At 58.6% G+C, this 17,613-nt stretch carries 15 protein-coding genes and 2 pseudogenes; 6 read left to right on the top strand and 11 right to left on the bottom strand.

The window, feature by feature from the left end:
• The first annotated feature begins 4 nt into the window (after window positions 1–4).
• Entirely contained in the window at window positions 5–1,375 is a 1,371-nt protein-coding gene (locus tag FQ192_RS05585; protein ID WP_149657682.1) for a DUF1329 domain-containing protein, read from the top strand.
• A gap of 24 nt (window positions 1,376–1,399) precedes the next feature.
• Here FQ192_RS05585 and FQ192_RS05580 read toward each other — a convergent pair whose 3' ends face one another.
• The 3 genes and pseudogenes from FQ192_RS05580 to FQ192_RS34935 all read right to left on the bottom strand — a co-directional run.
• Window positions 1,400–1,864, bottom strand: a complete 465-nt coding sequence (locus FQ192_RS05580) for a hypothetical protein (RefSeq protein ID WP_256672226.1) — start codon at window positions 1,862–1,864, stop codon at window positions 1,400–1,402.
• 672 nt (window positions 1,865–2,536) lie between these two features.
• Window positions 2,537–3,241: a methyl-accepting chemotaxis protein gene (locus tag FQ192_RS34940; RefSeq protein WP_372242325.1), complete on the bottom strand. Its 705-nt coding sequence runs from the start codon at window positions 3,239–3,241 to the stop codon at window positions 2,537–2,539.
• Between the two features lie 201 nt (window positions 3,242–3,442).
• A pseudogene (locus tag FQ192_RS34935) lies at window positions 3,443–4,321 on the bottom strand (methyl-accepting chemotaxis protein); the annotation flags it as partial.
• A 397-nt stretch (window positions 4,322–4,718) separates the two neighbouring features.
• Between FQ192_RS34935 and FQ192_RS05565 the strand changes: the two are divergent.
• Together FQ192_RS05565 and FQ192_RS05560 are read left to right on the top strand one after the other, a co-directional pair.
• Window positions 4,719–5,390: a histidine phosphatase family protein gene (locus FQ192_RS05565; protein ID WP_149657679.1), complete on the top strand. Its 672-nt coding sequence runs from the start codon at window positions 4,719–4,721 to the stop codon at window positions 5,388–5,390.
• Window positions 5,391–5,412: 22 nt separating this feature from the next.
• The gene (locus tag FQ192_RS05560; protein WP_149657678.1) at window positions 5,413–6,246 is read left to right on the top strand and encodes a phosphatase PAP2 family protein; all 834 of its coding nucleotides are present in this window, start codon (window positions 5,413–5,415) and stop codon (window positions 6,244–6,246) included.
• Window positions 6,247–6,462: 216 nt separating this feature from the next.
• Here FQ192_RS05560 and FQ192_RS05555 read toward each other — a convergent pair whose 3' ends face one another.
• On the bottom strand, window positions 6,463–7,902 hold the full coding sequence (locus FQ192_RS05555; RefSeq protein WP_149657677.1) for a glycosyltransferase family 39 protein: 1,440 nt from the start codon (window positions 7,900–7,902) through the stop codon (window positions 6,463–6,465).
• A gap of 242 nt (window positions 7,903–8,144) precedes the next feature.
• Between FQ192_RS05555 and FQ192_RS05550 the strand changes: the two genes are divergently transcribed.
• A complete protein-coding gene (locus FQ192_RS05550) occupies window positions 8,145–9,119 on the top strand; it encodes a metallophosphoesterase (RefSeq protein WP_256672225.1) in 975 nt (324 codons plus the stop codon).
• 12 nt (window positions 9,120–9,131) lie between these two features.
• On the opposite strand, the gene rimJ is transcribed toward FQ192_RS05550, so the two are convergent.
• From rimJ to FQ192_RS05525, 5 genes are all read right to left on the bottom strand, one after another.
• Window positions 9,132–9,698, bottom strand: a complete 567-nt coding sequence (gene rimJ, locus FQ192_RS05545; protein ID WP_149657676.1) for a ribosomal protein S5-alanine N-acetyltransferase — start codon at window positions 9,696–9,698, stop codon at window positions 9,132–9,134.
• A 58-nt stretch (window positions 9,699–9,756) separates the two neighbouring features.
• Window positions 9,757–10,779 (bottom strand): sensor histidine kinase KdpD, encoded by a 1,023-nt coding sequence (locus tag FQ192_RS05540; RefSeq protein WP_149657675.1) that lies wholly within the window; start codon window positions 10,777–10,779, stop codon window positions 9,757–9,759.
• Between the two features lie 9 nt (window positions 10,780–10,788).
• A complete protein-coding gene (locus FQ192_RS05535; protein WP_149657674.1) occupies window positions 10,789–12,249 on the bottom strand; it encodes an ATPase domain-containing protein in 1,461 nt (486 codons plus the stop codon).
• Window positions 12,246–12,680 (bottom strand): hypothetical protein, encoded by a 435-nt coding sequence (locus FQ192_RS05530; protein ID WP_256672224.1) that lies wholly within the window; start codon window positions 12,678–12,680, stop codon window positions 12,246–12,248. Before FQ192_RS05530 ends, FQ192_RS05535 begins: the two co-directional genes overlap by 4 nt.
• 248 nt (window positions 12,681–12,928) lie before the next feature.
• Entirely contained in the window at window positions 12,929–14,335 is a 1,407-nt protein-coding gene (locus FQ192_RS05525) for a DUF2252 domain-containing protein (RefSeq protein ID WP_149657673.1), read from the bottom strand.
• A gap of 205 nt (window positions 14,336–14,540) precedes the next feature.
• Here FQ192_RS05525 and FQ192_RS05520 point away from each other — a divergent pair, with 205 nt between their 5' ends.
• Complete coding sequence (locus tag FQ192_RS05520) at window positions 14,541–14,792, top strand: helix-turn-helix domain-containing protein (RefSeq protein ID WP_149657672.1); 252 nt, start codon at window positions 14,541–14,543, stop codon at window positions 14,790–14,792.
• Window positions 14,793–14,828: 36 nt separating this feature from the next.
• Here FQ192_RS05520 and FQ192_RS05515 read toward each other — a convergent pair.
• Together FQ192_RS05515 and FQ192_RS05510 are read right to left on the bottom strand one after the other, a co-directional pair.
• Window positions 14,829–14,984 (bottom strand): annotated as a pseudogene (locus FQ192_RS05515) (hydrolase); the annotation flags it as partial.
• A gap of 428 nt (window positions 14,985–15,412) precedes the next feature.
• Window positions 15,413–16,483, bottom strand: coding sequence for a hypothetical protein (locus FQ192_RS05510; protein ID WP_149657671.1), 1,071 nt, complete (start codon window positions 16,481–16,483; stop codon window positions 15,413–15,415).
• Between the two features lie 171 nt (window positions 16,484–16,654).
• Here FQ192_RS05510 and FQ192_RS05505 point away from each other — a divergent pair, with 171 nt between their 5' ends.
• Entirely contained in the window at window positions 16,655–17,410 is a 756-nt protein-coding gene (locus FQ192_RS05505) for a hypothetical protein (RefSeq protein ID WP_149657670.1), read from the top strand.
• The last annotated feature ends 203 nt before the right edge of the window (window positions 17,411–17,613 follow it).

Here is a 17,613-nt window from a genome sequence, read left to right as displayed (position 1 = left end):
GTCCATGTTCACACCTCGACTGACCAAGACCACGCTGGCGCTGGTCCTGAGCCTGGCGGCCGGCAGCGCCTTGGCCGCCATCACGCCCCAGCAAGCCCAGCAACTGAAAACCACACTGACGCCGCTGGGCGCCGAACGCGCAGGTAACGCGGCCGGCACCATTCCGGCGTGGGACGGCGGCATCACCCAGGCTCCGGCGGGCTACAAGCCAGGTCAGCATCACCCGGACCCGTACGCGGCGGACAAGCCGCAGTTCACCATCACCAAGGCCAACCTTGAACAGTACAAGGCCCACCTCAGCCCGGGCCAGATGGCGCTGTTCAACAGCTATCCCGACACGTTCCAGATGCCGGTCTATCCGTCTCGCCGCTCGGGCTCGGCGCCGCAGTGGCTGTATGACAACACCTTCAAAAACGCAACCTCGGCCAAGCTGCTCGACGGCGGCACCGGGTTTGCCGATGCCTATGGCGGCGTGCCATTCCCGGTGCCCAAGGACGGGATCGAGGCGCTGTGGAACCACATCACCCGTTATCGCGGCACCTACGTGGTTCGTCGTGCTTCCGAAGCACCGGTGCAGCGCAACGGCAGCTTCGCGCTGGTGACTTCGCAGCAGGAAGGGCTCTTCAACTATTACCGGCCGGGCGGGCAGTTCGCCGACCTGAAAAACATCCTGTTCTACTACTTGGCCTTCGTGAAAAGCCCGGCCCGGCTAGCCGGCGGTGCAGCGTTGATCCACGAGACCCTCGACCAGCTCAAGGACCCGCGCCAGGCCTGGGTCTACGACGCCGGCCAACGCCGGGTGCGTCGCGCGCCAAACCTGGCGTATGACACGCCCATCGCCTCATCCGACGGCCTGCGCACGGCGGACGATACCGACCTGTTCAACGGCTCGCCGGACCGCTACGACTGGAAGCTCAAGGGCAAGCAGGAAATCTACATTCCCTACAACAGCTACAAAGTCGGCAGCCCCGACGTGAAGTACGCGCAATTACTCACACCCGGCCACCTCAACCCGCAATACACCCGTTATGAGCTGCATCGGGTCTGGGTAGTCGAAGGCACGCTCAAACCCGGTTCGCGGCATATCTATTCCAAGCGCGTGCTGTTTCTGGACGAGGACAGCTGGGGCGCCGCACTGGTCGATCAATACGATGGGCGAGGGGAGTTGTGGCGGGTGTCGATGGCCTACCTGAAAAACTTCTACGACCTGCCCACCACCTGGAGCGCGCTGGACGTCTTCCACGACTTGCAGGCGCGGCGCTACTACGTGCAAAACCTGGACAACGAAGAACCCGCCACCGTGGACTTCACCCAACCGGTGCCGGAGGACGCGTACTTCATGCCGTCGGCATTGCGTCAGCGCGGGACGCGGTGAATGGGGGGTGGAGCGTAAGCGGCGTTACTCCGGCATCGAACGGAGGATGTCCGCCAAATCGTCCCGGGTGATTTGATTGGCCTTTATGGCGGCGGCGACGTCTTCCTTGGACAGGGGGAAGCGTTTGAACAGGTCCTTCAGCGTATCGGCGTCGATATTCGATAGCCAAAGCGGATCAATCAAAGCGCCGCCGTATTTCGGCTGCATCGGCACTTCTTCGTGGGCGATAACGCCTTTGTGGTTCAAGTAAACCCAATAACGATCGAATCCTTCGGGGTAGCTTTTATCGTAATAAAGCGTGGTTCCGAGGGGCAGCACGTAGTCATGTTCATCGCCGTTGCGCCCTTCGATCAGAAGAGGTTCTGTGGTTTTGATCATGTGCCGGCCATAGGCGCTTGAGACGTTGCTCAGCACGACGGCTGCCAGCACGGCGATATTCACCAGCACCAACACGGCCAGGCCTAGGTAGATTCGCTTCTTGGTAGACATTGTCATGACACGCCTTGGGATTTTCTTCGAGCTTAGCGGGTGCCGGGCTGGGGAGGGTAGTCGTCGGGTTTGATGTTGGCTATCAGGGCCTCTTCGCGGGCAAGCCTCGCTCCTACAGGATTTGCGTCGACCACATTGATCGTTCCCACGCTCCGCGTGGGAATGCAGCCCGTGACGCTCTGCGTCACATGCCGAAGCGGACGCGGAGCGTCCATTGAGGCATTCCCACGCGGGAGCGTGGGAACGATCAGACAGGATTTGCGTCGACCACGTTGATCGTTCCCACGCTCTGCGTGGGAATGCAGCCCGTGACGCTCTGCGTCACATGCCGAAGCGGACGCAGAGCGTCCATTGAGGCATTCCCACGCGGGAGCGTGGGAACGATCAGACAGGATTTGCGTCGACCACATTGATCGTTCCCACGCTCCGCGTGGGAATGCAGCCCGTGACGCTCTGCGTCACATGCCGAAGCGGACGCAGTGCGTCCATTGAGGCATTCCCACGCGGGAGCGTGGGAACGATCAGACAGGATATGCGTCGACCACGTTGATCGTTCCCACGCTCTGCGTGGGAATGCAGCCCGTGACGCTCTGCGTCACATGCCGAAGCGGACGCGGAGCGTCCATTGAGGCATTCCCACGCGGGAGCGTGGGAACGATCAGACGGTGAATGTCAGACCCGGAAGTGGCTGACCATCTGCTGCAACTGACCACCCAGGCGTGCCAGTTCAACACTGGACGCGGCGGTTTCGTCGCTGGCGGCGGCGGTTTGTTCGGAGACGTCGCGCACGTTGATGATGCTGCGGCTGATCTCTTCGGCCACGGCGCTTTGCTGTTCGGCAGCGGCGGCGATCTGCTGGTTCATCGACTGGATGTTGGACACCGTGCGGGTGATGTTTTCCAGGGACACGCCAGCCTTGCGAGTCAGGGCGACGCTGCTGTCGGTCAGGGCGCGGCTGTTGTTCATCACCGCCGACACTTGTTGCGTGCCGTTCTGCAAACCGGCCACCAGGCCTTCGATTTCTTCGGTGGATTTCTGCGTACGTTGGGCCAGGCCACGGACTTCGTCGGCCACCACGGCAAAACCACGACCGGCTTCACCGGCACGGGCCGCTTCAATCGCCGCGTTAAGCGCCAGCAGGTTGGTCTGTTCGGCCACAGCCTTGATCACGTCCATGACGCTGCCGATCTTGTCGCTTTCCTGTTGCAGCACGCTCATGGCTTCGGTGGAACGCGCCACTTCAGTGGCCAGGCGTTCGATCTGGGCGATGGCTTCGTTGACCACTTTGTCGCCGGCGCGGGCTTCACCGTCAGCGGCGGCGGCCGCCTGGGAGGCTTCTTCGGCGTTACGCGCGACTTCCTGCACCGTGGCCGTCATCTCGTGCATCGCGGTGGCCACCTGATCGGTCTCGATCTTCTGGCTGTTGACCCCGGCGCTGGTTTGTTCGGTCACGGCGGACAACTCTTCGGCGGCGCTGGCGATCTGGGTGACGCCGTCGCGGATGCCGCTGATCAAGTCGCGCAGGGTCACGCCCATGCGGCCGATGCCTTGTTGCAACACACCGAGTTCGTCGCGGCGGGTGACTTTGACGTCCTGGGACAGGTCGCCGCTGGCGATGCGGTCGACCACGGTCATGGTTTCACGCAGCGGGCCGGTGATCTGACGGGTGATGACCACGGCGGCAATCACGCCCACCAGCAACGCCAGCAAGGTGCTGATCAGCTGCAGGGTGCGGGCCTGGGCGCTTTCGATGTCACGACGGTCGATCTGGAATTGATAGAGCTTGTCGCTCAGGTCGACGATGGCGGTGCCCTGGTCGGTCATGTCCTTGCGCACGCGCACGGCGTCGGCAGTGGCGGTTTTGAACGCCAGCAAGGCGCTGCGGTAATTGGTCAGCGCGGTGTCCAACTGACGCAAGGCGTCTTGCTGGGTGTCGGCGAAATGCACGTTCAGCGGCTTGAGGCTGGCGATGGCCGCGTCCAGTTGGCCGACGGCTTTTTGCTCGGTCTCGGCGTTGGTGGTGGCGGTGTAGCCGCGCACTTCGTAGCGGGCCAGCATGAATGCTTCCTTGGCTGCCGTAACGGCCTGGAACTGCTCGAAACGCTGATCGCTCAGGGGCATTTCCTGGACCCGCTTGCTGATCGTATTGATCAGCGTGTTGGCGGCTTCGGCATTCGCGCCCATGGCATCGCGGGCGCTGTTACCGGTGCGGTAAGCGCTGCGCATTTCCTTGAGCGAGGCCTGATAAGCGGCGATGACGCCGGCCTGCTCCTTGAGCATTTTCAGGTTGTCGACATTTTTGAAACTGCCCAGCAGCGCGGTTTGTTGCGCGGCAAAACTGTCGAGGGTGGTTTGTACGTTCTGTGCGGCGGTTTCGTCGCCGTTGGTCAGCATGTATTGCAGACGCACCACACGCAGCTTGGTCAGGCCGGCATTGAGCTGGGTGATGTCGCTCATCCAGTTGCTGCGGTCGATCAACCCGCCCAGGCTCGTCCAGCCGGTGAGGGCCAGGACGCAGGTCAGGGCCAGGACCAGGCCGAATCCCAGGCCCAGTTTCATATTCACGCTGATGTTGCCGAACCAGCTATTCATCACAATTCCTCCAGGAACGTTGCATTTCTCTATCGTCAGTTGGCTGGAAGATTGTTGTTTTTAGGTGCCAGCAAGGTGTGTCGCAGACCTGTATCGGCAGCATTGCCGAGAGCTGAAAGGATTTTGTCGGACAGAACCTGTAACAAGGTATTGGGTCGGTTTTCAGCTTTTTTTCACATGGGTTTCACTTGCCGGGGACGCTTGCCTCTCTACCCTCGCGGCATCTAGTGACAGGTGCGACATGTCGGCGAGGCGGCTTGATGTGGAAGTGAGACTGAGTCTGTTCGGGATAAAACGCTCGATTGATCTGAGCCGTTTGGCCCGTTATCGCAACACCTTGGTGGTGCTCGCTTCGGCGCTGTTGGTCATTCCGCTGACCTTCTGGTTGCTGGCGCCCGCCGCCGTGCCGGACCTGGCCCATGGCAACGTGGCCGGGGCCAAGGCGTTGATGTCCGGCTGGGCCAAGGGCGACATGATTGTGCTGGTACGCCACGTCGAGCGCTGCGATCACTCCACGGCGGCATGCCTGAGCGGCAACGATGGCATCACCGATCGCTCCCGTGGCGTCGCCGTGGAGGTGGGCTCGCATTTCGAACGCCTGGGCCTGGCCAAAGCTGACATCTACAACAGCCCGATGGTGCGCACGGCGCAGACCGCCGGCTACATGTTCAACTCGGTCAGTGCCGGTGAAGACTGGTTGATCAGTTGCAAGGGCACCATGCTGCGTGACGCCCTGGCGCATAAAGTGCCGGGCCGCAACCTGATTCTGGTGACCCACAGCGAGTGCATGACGGCGCTGGAAAAAAGCATGAACGTGTCGACGTCTACCCTGGGTTACGGCGCCTCGCTGTTCGTGTCGACCGAAACACCGCAAGCGCCCACCATTCTCGGTTACATCGAGGCCTCTGACTGGCGCTCGGTGACGACCCGATAATTTCCCTGACTCAGGATTTCCGATGCAGACGGCTTCTTCTAAGCGCTTTTATTGGGTGAACTTCGGCATTCCACTGGCCTGCGCGGCGGTGGTGTTCCTGATGTTCGATATGACCAACATCGACATTGCCTTCAGCAATCTGCTGTTTGACCCGGTCGCCCAGATCTTCCCGCTCGACAAGGTTCACTTCTTCGAGAAGCTGACCCACAAATGGGCGCGGATCATTCCGAACTGGACCGGTGAAGTTGCCGTGATCGGCGCGATCCTGTCGTTTGTCTGGCCACTGATCAATCCGCAGAAACACCCGCGACTCGGCGGTTTTCTGCAGCGCACTAAAGCGTTACCGGTGCTGCGCTTTGCCCGTGATCATCGGCGGGATTTTCTGTTCGTGGTGGTCGCGTTTGCCATTTGCACGGGCGTGATCCATTTCCTCAAGGCCCACACCAGTGTGTATTGCCCGATTGAGACGACCCTCTACGGCGGCAAACTCGCCCACGTGGAGTGGTACAACAACTTCCAGCTGTTCAAGGAGGCGGGCGAGGGGCGCTGCTGGCCAGGCGGGCACGCTTCGGGTGGCTTCACCATGCTCGCGCTGTACTTCGTGGCGCGCCGCTACCGCTGGCGCTATTCGAAAGCCGTGATGTGGGGCTCGTTATTGCTCGGGTTCATCTACGGCACCGCCCGGGTCCTGCAGGGCTGGCACTACATGTCCCATACCTTCTGGGCCGGGATCTTTGTGTGGCTGGCGTGTTTGCTGACGGCGCTGGCGTTTTATGGCCGGGCGCGGCTGGAGGTGCCGGTGTTGCAGCGACATGAGCGGGTGGGGCAGATGGCTGAGGCGCAGACTGTCGGCTGAACACGGTCCTGAATGACAAAAACCCGCCAGCCTCTGATCGAGGGTGGCGGGTTTTTTGTTGTCTGGATTGGGGGATGGTGGTGGCAGGGAGATTGCTTTCGCGGGCAAGCCTCGCTCCTACAGGGTTTGTGTCGCACACAACTTTTGTGATCGACCTCGCTCCTGTAGGAGCAAGGCTTGCCCGCGAAGAACGATAACGCGGCCTACCTGAAGGAATCACTCCCCGACAAAATAATACGGCTGCCGTCCTACCATCATGACCTTCAGCACCTTCAATGGCGCGACGGGCTCGCTTTCGCCAGACATCACTGCGACGTTGGTCGGCGATGCTTTCAGAAACTCATGCAACTGAGCCTCGGTGTCCAAGCCCTTGAGCACTTTCCGGGTGTAGAACACGGTCGCGCCGCCGACCCGTTCATTGGCCTGGAACAGGGCGACTTGTTGCCCATTGGCCTGTAGCGTTTGAATCTGCTCGGTCAGCGGCAGGAAGGACAGCGCGACATCGGCCCGTGGCATTGCCCATTGTGCGGCAGCCAGGTAGCTGGCGATCACCACGGTGAGCAAACCGGCGGCCAAGCCCTGCCGGTGCCGGGCGATACGACCGATCAGGGTTGAGGCACCTTCACGGGCCTTCAACCTTTCAAACAGGACACGGGCATATTCCGCTGCAATCACCGCCGCGGCAGGCGTCATTGACATCAGGTACACCGTGCGTTTGCTCGACGCCAACGACAGCATGACGAACTGTGCCAGGATCCACAGGGTGAAAAACAGCAAGTAACGATTGGCCATCAGGCTTTTGCGAAAGTGCCACAACCCCAGGTACACCAGGATATTCCAGGGCAGGAAGGCTTCCGGCAGTTTGGCGAGGTAGTAGTAGAACGGTTCGTAATGCCCGGCTTCTACAAAGGAGCCGCTGAAACGGCCGACGCTGTTGGTCAGCAACACTTCGCTCACTGCATGTGTACCGCCGCGCTGATAGAGCACGGCGAGCCAGATCAGCAGGGGGATCAGCCCCACTAGCGTCAACAGGCCGGGGCGCAGCCAGTCAGTGATTTTCAGGCGTTTATCCATCAGGCTCTCGGCCAGCAGGAACGCGAAGATCACCACACCTGGCATCGCCAGGCCCAGCACGCCTTTGCTCAGGGTCGCAATGGCAATCCCGAGAGCGAACAGCAAGGCATTGCCGACCGTGGCATGTCGCTGTCCCTGGAAAAACGCCAACAGCGCCATGGTCACACCGAGGGCGAGCAAGGCGTCTTCACCGACACCCCGCACGTTGCTCCAGTAACTGGCCATCGTCGCCAGCAGGATCCCGGCGGTCCAGGCAATGGCTTTCGGCCGGCCGAACCGACGCAGCATCGCGTACAACAGCATCACGCTGAACAACCCGGCAAACGCCGATGCCAGTCGTACCGCCCACGGTGTGCCGCCGAATGCACGAATTGCCCCGGCGTCGAGCCACAGGCTCAGGGGCGGTTTCTCCAGGAAGGGTTCACCGAACAGGCGCGGCGTCACCCAGTCGTCATCCAGGTGCATTTCCATAGCGATTCCGGCAACCCGGGCTTCGGTGGAGCCTTGTAGCTGGTGATTGCCAAGTGCGAAGAAAAACAGCAGACAGCCAAGCAGAAACAGCAACGGGGCAGGACGCGACATAAGGTTCTGGCTACCGAAGAAAGGGGGCCGTAAAAAAACGGGCTGGAAAAAGTATACGGGGCGAATTCTTAACAAAGTGTGAACAAACGATGTGATCTATTACTGGCAGACGCCGAACCTGTTTTTCCCTTATGCCTGACTGGCCCTGCCAAGTGAGCTCTTGATTGAAACACACCCCAACTCCATTGCCGGCTGCAAGACGTGCCGCTCTTGGAAAAGCTGTTCGCAGGTCCGGTATTGCCTTGATCATCCTGCTGATCGCCGCAGCGATTGTGGGTTACTGGATGTTCACACCACCGGCGCCGTATGTGCCGTTGATTGACCTGGACCCTGCAGTCGTGTCGATGATTGCCTTGGGCGACCAGGGCAGCGGCGATCTGCAACAGTGGCGAGTGGGGCAGGCCATGGAGCGTGTCGCGGCCAGGGACGGGCGGCTGGACATGGTCGTGTTGTTGGGCGACAACTTTTATGGCAAATCGCTGACCGGCATTCACGACCTGAGCTGGCAGATGAAATTCGAGCGCGTTTATTGGGGCAAATGGCTCAGCCACGTGCCGTTCTACGCCGTGCTGGGCAATCACGATTACCCGGTGTCGCAAAAGGTCGAAGTCGAGTACGGTCAGCGGCACGAGGGCTCGGGCCGCTGGCAGATGCCGAGCACGTTCTACGTCAAGGATTTCGGCAACGTCGATGGACGCCCATTGGTGCGCATGGTGTTCCTCGACACGGCGGCGCCACGGGAATCCTTCCAGCAGCAGATCGATTTGCTTGACCAGGCCTTCCAGCAACCGGGACCAGCGCCTGTATGGCGCATCGCGGCAGCCCATCACCCGGTGCGCAATCATGGCGAGCACGGTGAGGACGGCGAACTGGTCACCCTGTTGTTGCCCGCCCTGGAGCGCAACAAGGTCGACGTGTTCCTGGCCGGGCACGATCACAATCAGCAACTGTTGTTACGCGCCGCTGAGCCCGCCTGGGTGGTGTCCGGGGCTGGCGGCCAAAAACTCTACGCCGTTGGCGCCACTGCGCTGGACACCTCGTTTGCCAATGCGCACGCAGGTTTTGCCAAACTTGACTTCAATGCGAGCCAACTACGGCTGAACTACTACGACGACCGAGGCAATCTTGAAACCGGTTTTCTTTGGGCCAGGGATTGTCAGTGGATGGCCAAAGGGTGCTTGTTGCCCGATGTCGCGCAACAGATCGTCGCGCAATAACACGCTCAGTGTTTAACGGAATTGGGCATGTGGTGCCGAATTGATCAACGCCGTCAGCACATGATCCTGCCAGCGCCCGGCGATGCTCAGGTAGGCCTTGGCGTAGCCCTCACGCTCAAATCCCAGACGCTCCAACAGCCGCGCACTGCGTTCATTGCCCGGGATGTAATTGGCCATGATCCGGTGCAGTTGCTGTTCTTCGAACATGTAGCGGATCCCCGCCTCCAGCGCTTCCTGCATCAAGCCGCGACCCTGATGGGCTTCGTCGATGTGGTAGCCGAGATAGCAGGCCTGGAATGCGCCGCGCGTGATGCCGCTGAAATTGCAGGCGCCGATCATCTGGCCGTTGTCCGGGTCGAGCAGCGCGAAGTGCACCGCCAGGCCGGCGGCAAAAGCGCTGGCCTGCACTTCAAGGCGCGGGCGGGTGCGTTCAGGGCTGTGGTAATCGGCGGGGCGAATCGGTGACCAGCGGGCGAGGTGTCTTTGATTGCGCCGGTAGAAGTCGCTTTCCAGCGACGCCTGTTCAGGGTCGAGCACCGCCAGCGTCAGGCGTTTGCAGGGCAGGGACAACAGCGGCATACAGCGCTCCGGTACGCGGGGGATCGTCGCGCAAGCATTACGCGGTCAGCGGAAAAACTCAAACCACCAGCGGCAATGTCACGATAAAAGTACTGCCCTGGCCATCGCCGTCGCTCATGCCGACCACCTTGCCGCCGTGGGCTTCCACCAGCTCGCGCACCACCGTCAGGCCAATACCGAGGCCGGCGCCATTGAAGCCGATGGCATGCACGTCTTGCACAAACGGCTCGAAGATAAACGGCAAGGCCTGGGCGGAAATACCAATGCCGTCATCGCAAATGCTCATTTCCAGCACGTCATCCTTGGCGGTGACGGACAGCGTGACATTGCCCCCGGCCGGTGTGTACTTGGCCGCGTTACCCAGCAGGTTGCCGAGGATTTGCGTGAGGCGTACCGGGTCGCCGTCCACCGACAGCGCGCACGCGGGCAGTTCGGCGTTGAAGTGCAAGTGACGGGTGTTCATCACCGGGCTGCACACTTCGATGGCGCCCTGGATGATTTCCACCATGTCGACGATCTGGCGATCAAGGCGCAGCTTGCCGGTGCTGGCGCGGGACACGTCGAGCAAGTCGTCCACCAGCCGCGACATGTGCTGCACCTGGCCTTCGATCAGCGCCTGCATGCGCGGCAGTTCTTCGGCGGGCACTCGTACCAGGCGACCGGCGATCATGCTGATGGGCGTCAGCGGGTTGCGCAGTTCATGGGCCACCAGGGTCAGGATGTTGCGTTGCTGCGCCAGCGTGTGTTCGGCCGAGGCTTGCAGGTTTTGCGCGCTGAGGGCGGCGATCACCAATTGTGCATTGGCCTCGCGCATCTCCAGGAACAGCCGTTGCTCTTCTTTCGAGCGCTGGGGTTTTTCCGCATCGGTTTGCGCCAACAGCACCGCCAGCACCAATTGCTGATTGGCTTCGACCAGGTGCTCGATTTGCTGGGCATCCACCAGTCGATTGTTGGTGTCGTTCAGTTCTTTTTGCAGCGCCGTCAGCACCGCACATGCTTCCACGGTTTTCTGGCCGAGCAGGAACAACTCACGCGCGGCGGTTGCCATCGCTTGTGCGTTCGTGCCAGTGGCCTCAGTCATGGTCCTTGTTTACACCTTGTCCTGGAGGGTGGGCCGACGGGTTGGCCGGCCACCGAGCAAACCTTCCTGATCCGGCAGCATCTCGCCGATCTGCAAGCCGTCATCGTCGATGCGGTACAGGCGCAGCTCATCGGAGTGCGCGCTGGCGCGGACCTTGACCACGGCCATGATGCGCAGCAAGCGGCTCTGCACTTCGATGTAGCGCTGGACGATGATCGCGTCGGTGAGGAACGCCGTGCCGTAAGGGCTGAAACGCAGGTCGGTGTAACGGTCTTCCAGCTCCGAGGTCATCAATACGCTGACCCCGGCACTGGTCAGCGCGGTGACCATGCGCGACAGCGACTCGCGAAAGTCCTCGCGGAAGGTCGGCGCCAGCGCCAGTTCGAAGCCCGACAGCGAATCGATCACCACGCGGGTGGCTTTGAGTCGGTCGATCTCGCTGAGCAGCAACTGGACGATTTCATCGATGGACAGGTCCGGCGCGCGGCTGTCGACCAAACCGACCTGGCCGCTCTGGATCAACCCGGCCAGCGTAGCGTTTTGCGAGTGATTGGGCCGTTGCTCGAACACGGCGATCACGCCGGTCTCGCCATTGCGCGCGCCTTCGGCGAGGAAGGTCGCGGCGAGAATGCTTTTGCCCGAACCCGACGGCCCGGCCACCAGCAACGAATAACCCCGGGGCAAACCGCCGCCGAGCATGTCATCGAGCTGCGGCACGCCCATTTTCAGGCGTTTGATCGGGAACTCCAGCGGCGCTTCAACCGGGTTGAGCGGGGCGGGGGCGAAGACCTTGATCCCCGACGAGTCAATGCGGAAGGTGTGCAGCCCCGGCAATGTCGGCTGGCCGCGCATCTTCATGATTTCCATCTTGCGCACCATCGAGTTGCGCTGAACGCTCTGGCGCAGCCAGATCAGGCCATCGGCCACGGTGAAAATCGGGTTGGTGTCGGTTTCGGTGAAATATTCGCCAATCAGGAAGGTCGTCGCCTGCCAGGTGGTCATCAACATGCCCAGTTGCTGAACGAACTGCGGCAGGTTGTTATTGGGGTTGTCCTGGGTCTGGCTGGCCAGCACCACGGAGCGGAACGAGTCGACAAACACCAGTGACGGAGAGTGGGCCTCGACCTCACTGACGATGCGCCGCAGCACCTCGTCCAGATTCCCGGCCAGGGTATCGTCGGCCAGGTTGATGTAGCGGATCGACTGGTTGATCGCTTCGGCATCGAAAAAGTCGAATTGCTGCTGGTAGCGCAGCATCTTCAGCGGCGGCTCGCCGAGTACGGTAAAGAACAACGCCGGGCGTTCAGGTGTCGCCAGGGCGAACATCATCTGATGCGCCAGGGTGGTTTTGCCACAGCCTGGAGGACCCGCAATCATGTTGAACGAAAATTCCGGCAAACCTCCGCCCAGCACCTCGTCCAGGCCTGGCACGCCGGTGGCCAGACGGTTGATAGTTACTTTGGTGCTCATGGCGAATTTTCCTGCGAAGGGGTGTCGCTCAAAGAAGGTTCCCACACGCCACGAAGCAAACGTGCGGTGAGCGAGGGCCCGATCAGCGTGGTCAGCAATTCATAGAACGTGGTCAGCAGCACTTCACCGAAAAACAGTGCATCGACTTCGCTTTGCTCGACGAGTACGGAGTTGAGGGCAATCAGATCCAGCGCGGCCTGCACACTGTCATAGGTGCCGGCCAGACGCGGATGAGTGGAGGCGCAGAGGTGGAGGCTGCGACGATAGAGCGCGACAACCCCTTGCTGGCCGATGATGGGCGTGAGGGCTGCGTTCATATCCTGCAAGGTGGACACGATCGCCTGGGCGATTCTCGCAGTGTCAGCGTTGGGACCAACACGGTGCGCCAGAGAAGCTACGATCTGGCGGCTCTCTTCGCTTAGCGTGGACATGGCTAACTGATATCTGATTGACAGGTGCCGATGGTACACCGAATACGGGGGTTGGAAGTGATTTGCATCAACGATATTAAGCGCCCGGAAACAGGGCGTTTCGTGGCTTGCCAGTCAATTGCCAGGCAAAAAAAAGCCCGCGGGAGGGCGGGCAAACCGTAGTTTCTTGAATGAGCGAGGGCACTGTACCGGTTGGCGCGGGGCGAATGGGTGAAGAAAAATTCATCTGCGTGGGCCCATCGCAAGGATTAGGGCAAATGGTCTGCCGCAAAATCCGCCTCCGAACGCGCCTGCAAGCGGCCCTTGCGACAGGCCTTCTGAAACAGCTCGAAGTCTTGCTCATTCTGCCGGGTATAGCCTTTGGCGTACTTGAACAGCGCATCGGCCAGCGCCTCGCTTTTGCCGATGTAACCACTGATCTGCGCGGCGTGGCCTGACGATTTGGCGTGAGCCCGGGCCAGGGCGCGGCCACAGGTCCGGGCGTAGGCGGCGAAGGTTTGTGCATCGAACGTCTCGATTTCCGCCGAGACTTTCATGTCCCGCAGCTGACGCACATAAAAGTACCGGCCACTGGGCCCGGTGGTCCAGCCGAGAAACAGATCGCTGGCCGATTGCATCAAGCGCTGGCCATTCACCACCCGCTGTCCCTCGTGCTGCACTCGCGGCTTGGTCTTGACGTAACCGGCGAGCACCGAGCGCCGCGCTTCCTTGAATTGCAGGAACAGCGGATTCTCCTGTTCGTCGGTCAGCAGCGCCACCAGGCAACGCGTGCCGACACTGCCCACGCCCACCACTTTGAACGCCATGTCGTGGGCATGAAAACGCGACAACAGTTCACGTCGATCCGCTTGCAGCGTTGCCCGATAGTCGCCCATGAACGTCTCGTAAAGCGGCTTCCAGTCCGACAGACGCAGCCAGTCATCATCGGCATCCAGCAGCGTGGTGTTTTTATGCAGGTGGAAGATTTCCGGCAAGTCATCGCGAATCGTCAGACGGCCATTGGCGTCACGTTCGCAGATTTTCGGCAGCAACTCCGCGTGGGTGCGTCGTTCGGCTTTCTCGATGGCCCGCTCCACGTGTTCCAGCGTGGCTTTGCTGGCTTGCTCCAGCAAGTCGTCGTAGCTGATGGACTCGTACCAGGTTTCCATCGCGCTCTGTTCGGCGCACTCGACCATGGTTTTCTGATAGGCCGCGACCACCTCGCGGCACACCGCTTCCTCAACCGTTTCGCCGTGCCGCAGGTCCTTCGCGGCGATCAGGAAACTCGCCACCAACCGTTTAAGGTCCCACTCCCAAGGCCCGGGGTGCGCTTCGTCGAAGTCATTGAGGCTGAACAGCAGATTGCGCTCGGGCGTGGCGAAACCGCCGAAGTTCATTAAGTGACTGTCACCGCAGATCGGCGATATCAGCCCCATGCTGGAAGTGCCCGCCAGGTCATGGGCCTGGAGCAGGGCGTTGCCGCGATAGAAGGTGAACGGGGAGACCAGCATGCGGCCGTAGCGCAACTCGACCAGCGACTTGATGCGGCCCTCGCTGGATGCCTTGATCAGCGGCAGCGGATCGCGGTCGACATGGCCGAGGGACGACTGGGTGTTGCGGGGGCAGGTTCTACGCGCGTCCTTGCCTTGCTTGAGGCGGTCTTTGAGGGTGGTCATGGGGGCTCGGTCGGTGAGTTTTTGGAGGAAGCGAGATGAGTGTAGAAGGGCGGTTGGGTTCAGGTGTTGTGTTCGTGGGACAAAAAGCTTTGCTTTGAGAAGGTTGTATGGGTGTTGATTGGGCAATATTTAAATGTCCCTCGCGGGTACCGTATTGATGTTACGTATATGCTGCATTTAGTTATAAATGTAACGGTAGCGGAACATGGATTATCACTTATTGATTTTGCGACTTGCTACGCAGATACGCGAAAAGCGTATGAATCGCGGCCTGACGCAGGCAAATCTCGCCGAACTCGCCGGGCTGACTCGCCAAAAGGTCATTGCTGTGGAGAAGGGCAGTCCTTCCATAGGGATGATCGCCTATGCGCGGGTTCTGAGCGCTCTGGATTGTGAGCTGGCTGTCATCCCGGCAGCCATGCCGACACTTGAAGAGCTTGGAGATTTGTTCGAATGAAAATGACTTCTCTCAAAGTCAGTACGCCTGAGGGCAGCCGAGTTGCTTCTGGAACGGGGTTTTGGATTCGTCGTGGCGTTCGACGGTGGCGACGCTGGGCAAGGTGCCGATGAGCGCCTGAATGCCGTCGATGAGCCATTGCGGTGGGGCGAAGCTGGGTTGGACGTCGATGATGAGGAGGGCTTGGTGCATTGGCTTCTCCAGGGGGCAGTGATGGTTTGTCATACCCCAGATGCAACAAAACCCGCACTTGGCGGGTTTTGTTTTGCTTCGTTTGGTGGGCCGGGGTGAGCTGAAATGATTTGCTAAACCTATGAAAAATATGAAGTTGGTTAGTTGAGCTTTCTTCGTGGAATACTATTTGGAATGCGCTGCACAGGATTGAGGCGGAATGCTGAAGCGTGTTCCTCCTGAGTCAATTGCCAGGAGTCATTTCGCTGTGGCCAATCACGTGGTTGTCAGCCCCTTTTTCTTTCCTGTGTTGGATGAGGATAGGGTACAGGTATCAGCTTTAAATGAAGGGACCTAATTGGCTTTGATTACTCATCGTTAGCATCCGGGTACTAAGAGTACAGGTGCGTGGTTGAGCAGTATCTTGTACTTGTACCCTACTCGGCGGACTATGTGGGCTTGAAAACGGCGAAAAATTCCTTGAAGCCCTTTGTGGTTAATGTGTTATGTATGCGTGGCAATCCTGTTTCATCTAAAGGGGCGGTTCCTTTGCCATTTCGGCTTCTCTCGTGCTGGAGTTGCTCTTGCAGTTTATCCACTGATAGCCAATAGTTGCATGTCTGCTGATCATGTGATCGATTGATGCTGAAGTATTTTCCGTCTCGCTCACCTGCGACTGGGTAATGATGAATGGACTCACTCAGCCAGTATAACTTTGAGTCCAATGTGGCTATCCATGTGTCCTGAAGCTTGCCATAAAAGAGCTCTTTGGAAAACTCCAGGGCGCCTTTTATGTATTTAAGGTCTTGAACGCCATTGAAGATATTTTTGAAGCGCTGCGCTGGCTTGTTGCTCCCACTCATGAAGTTGTTCTTGATGTCTTCGATTTTGGCGTTAAGCTCGTCGGAATAGTTGGGCTTTTTCTCACAGAAGCAGTACTTGGCAATTTCGGCTTCAACAGCACTGAGCATATCAATGTCATCACAGACACGGCTCATATATGTTTTGAATTTTTCAATGCCTGTCAAGTTCGGCTTCGTGGCGTTGATAATATGTATCTGCATGAGCGAAAAAAACGGCACGCTGTAGAGGTGCTGCTCTTCTATGCTGAGTTCTGAAAACTCATACGGTCGGGTTCTTTCCGCTTCATTTGGGGTGTTTCGTGTCGTGGTTGGATGATCGACCATCTGCGGGCAGAATATCGAAAGAAACAATTCATACATCTCAAAGCTTAGCTTCTTGAATTTCGGGTGGACCTCGTTAAGGGCAAGCCCAGGCGTTATGCACAGACTTTGTGGTGGGCAAGAATTTATGAAGTTTATAAGTCTAGTTAAGTCAAAATCGTTCGGGCTGTGGCGGCGAAGAATTACATCTTCCATTCTCACCAGAATGTTAAGGTCGAGAATCAAGGTCGTTTCTATGCCGTTCCGCTTGTTTTCGGCCACCATGCTTGGGGTGAGCCGCGGGGAACTGTCGGTTTTGCGGCAAGGCTTTATGAAATGTAGGGTATGTGTGGGCATTGTGATTTACCTAACTCCTATCTGATTAGGCTGCGTCCTTAGATCGTGTGCTGCTTACTGCGTAGAGCCTGCATTGCCTGCTGGGGCAGCGTCAAGTAGATAGTCAGATATTGCTTCTAATGATCCTTTAGTGGTGATAAATTTATGCTACTAATCTATGGCGTGGGTTGTATGAAGAAAACTAGGCAGGAAAACGTAATTCAAGCTGCAATTACTGGTGCATTGGAAGCCTACTGCAGAGATAGTCGGACTTCGCTCAAAACCTTCCCCCCATATGCTGTCCAGCAAGGCGACGGAATGCGGCTGTATTGTGGTGATCTAGTCGCTATGTTGGAAAACGCTAAAATACTGCTTTTGGAAATTAAAGAGCTTAATTGTAAAAGCGGGGTTTTTGACCAGTTTGATGGCGAGCAATTCAAAAGCTGCCTTGCTTATGAGAAACTTGGCGTTCCCATTGCATATTCATATAATGCTATATCTCTTCCTGATTATGATGATCGCTCGGATGTTGAGCGGTGGCCTGAGTTAATTTTGGGTAGGACGAAACGGGCAGTGCCGAGTAAGCTACCAAACAAAAAGCCAGATAAGTTAAATCATTCATCGCTGCTGGATTGGCTTCGTGATGATCAGGGCGGCGACATGACTGCGGGCTTTGGCCGAGTGCTCGGTGCGCTTGAGCGTCCGGAAACGCTAAAGAATGGTGCGTTGGTCCTTCTGTACGGCGTAGCTGAGCAAACGCTTGCAATGCTAGATCGTGAACAGGTTCTGCTCGTTTTGAACTATTTGGACAAGGAAAGTAAATTGCGTCCGGGTCATTATAAGAAGATAGAAAGTGTACTGGGTGCCGCAGCTGAGGTATTTAAAGGTTACATAAAGCCTATGATTAGTAGAGACAACTCTGGTGGGGCGACGCCAGGGCAGCCGTGAATTATTTTATTGATTTTCTGCAGGGTATGGTTGTTCAAAGAGTTCTAGGCGCGTGGTGATCCTAATGTCTGGCTCGAAGGTTAAATGCAGAAATTTATCCGATCGCTGGAATCCTGGTGCTTGTAAGCCATCCTCAGAGTCAAGTTGGTTGGTTCTGACCAGTACCTATGCCGCGGGTGCTGATGAAATAGTCAGCCATGGTA

Source organism: Pseudomonas sp. ANT_J12, assembly GCF_008370045.1.
Taxonomy (GTDB): domain Bacteria; phylum Pseudomonadota; class Gammaproteobacteria; order Pseudomonadales; family Pseudomonadaceae; genus Aquipseudomonas.
The sequence above is the reverse complement of the archived record's forward strand: the minus strand, read 5'-3'. Positions and strand labels throughout refer to the sequence as shown.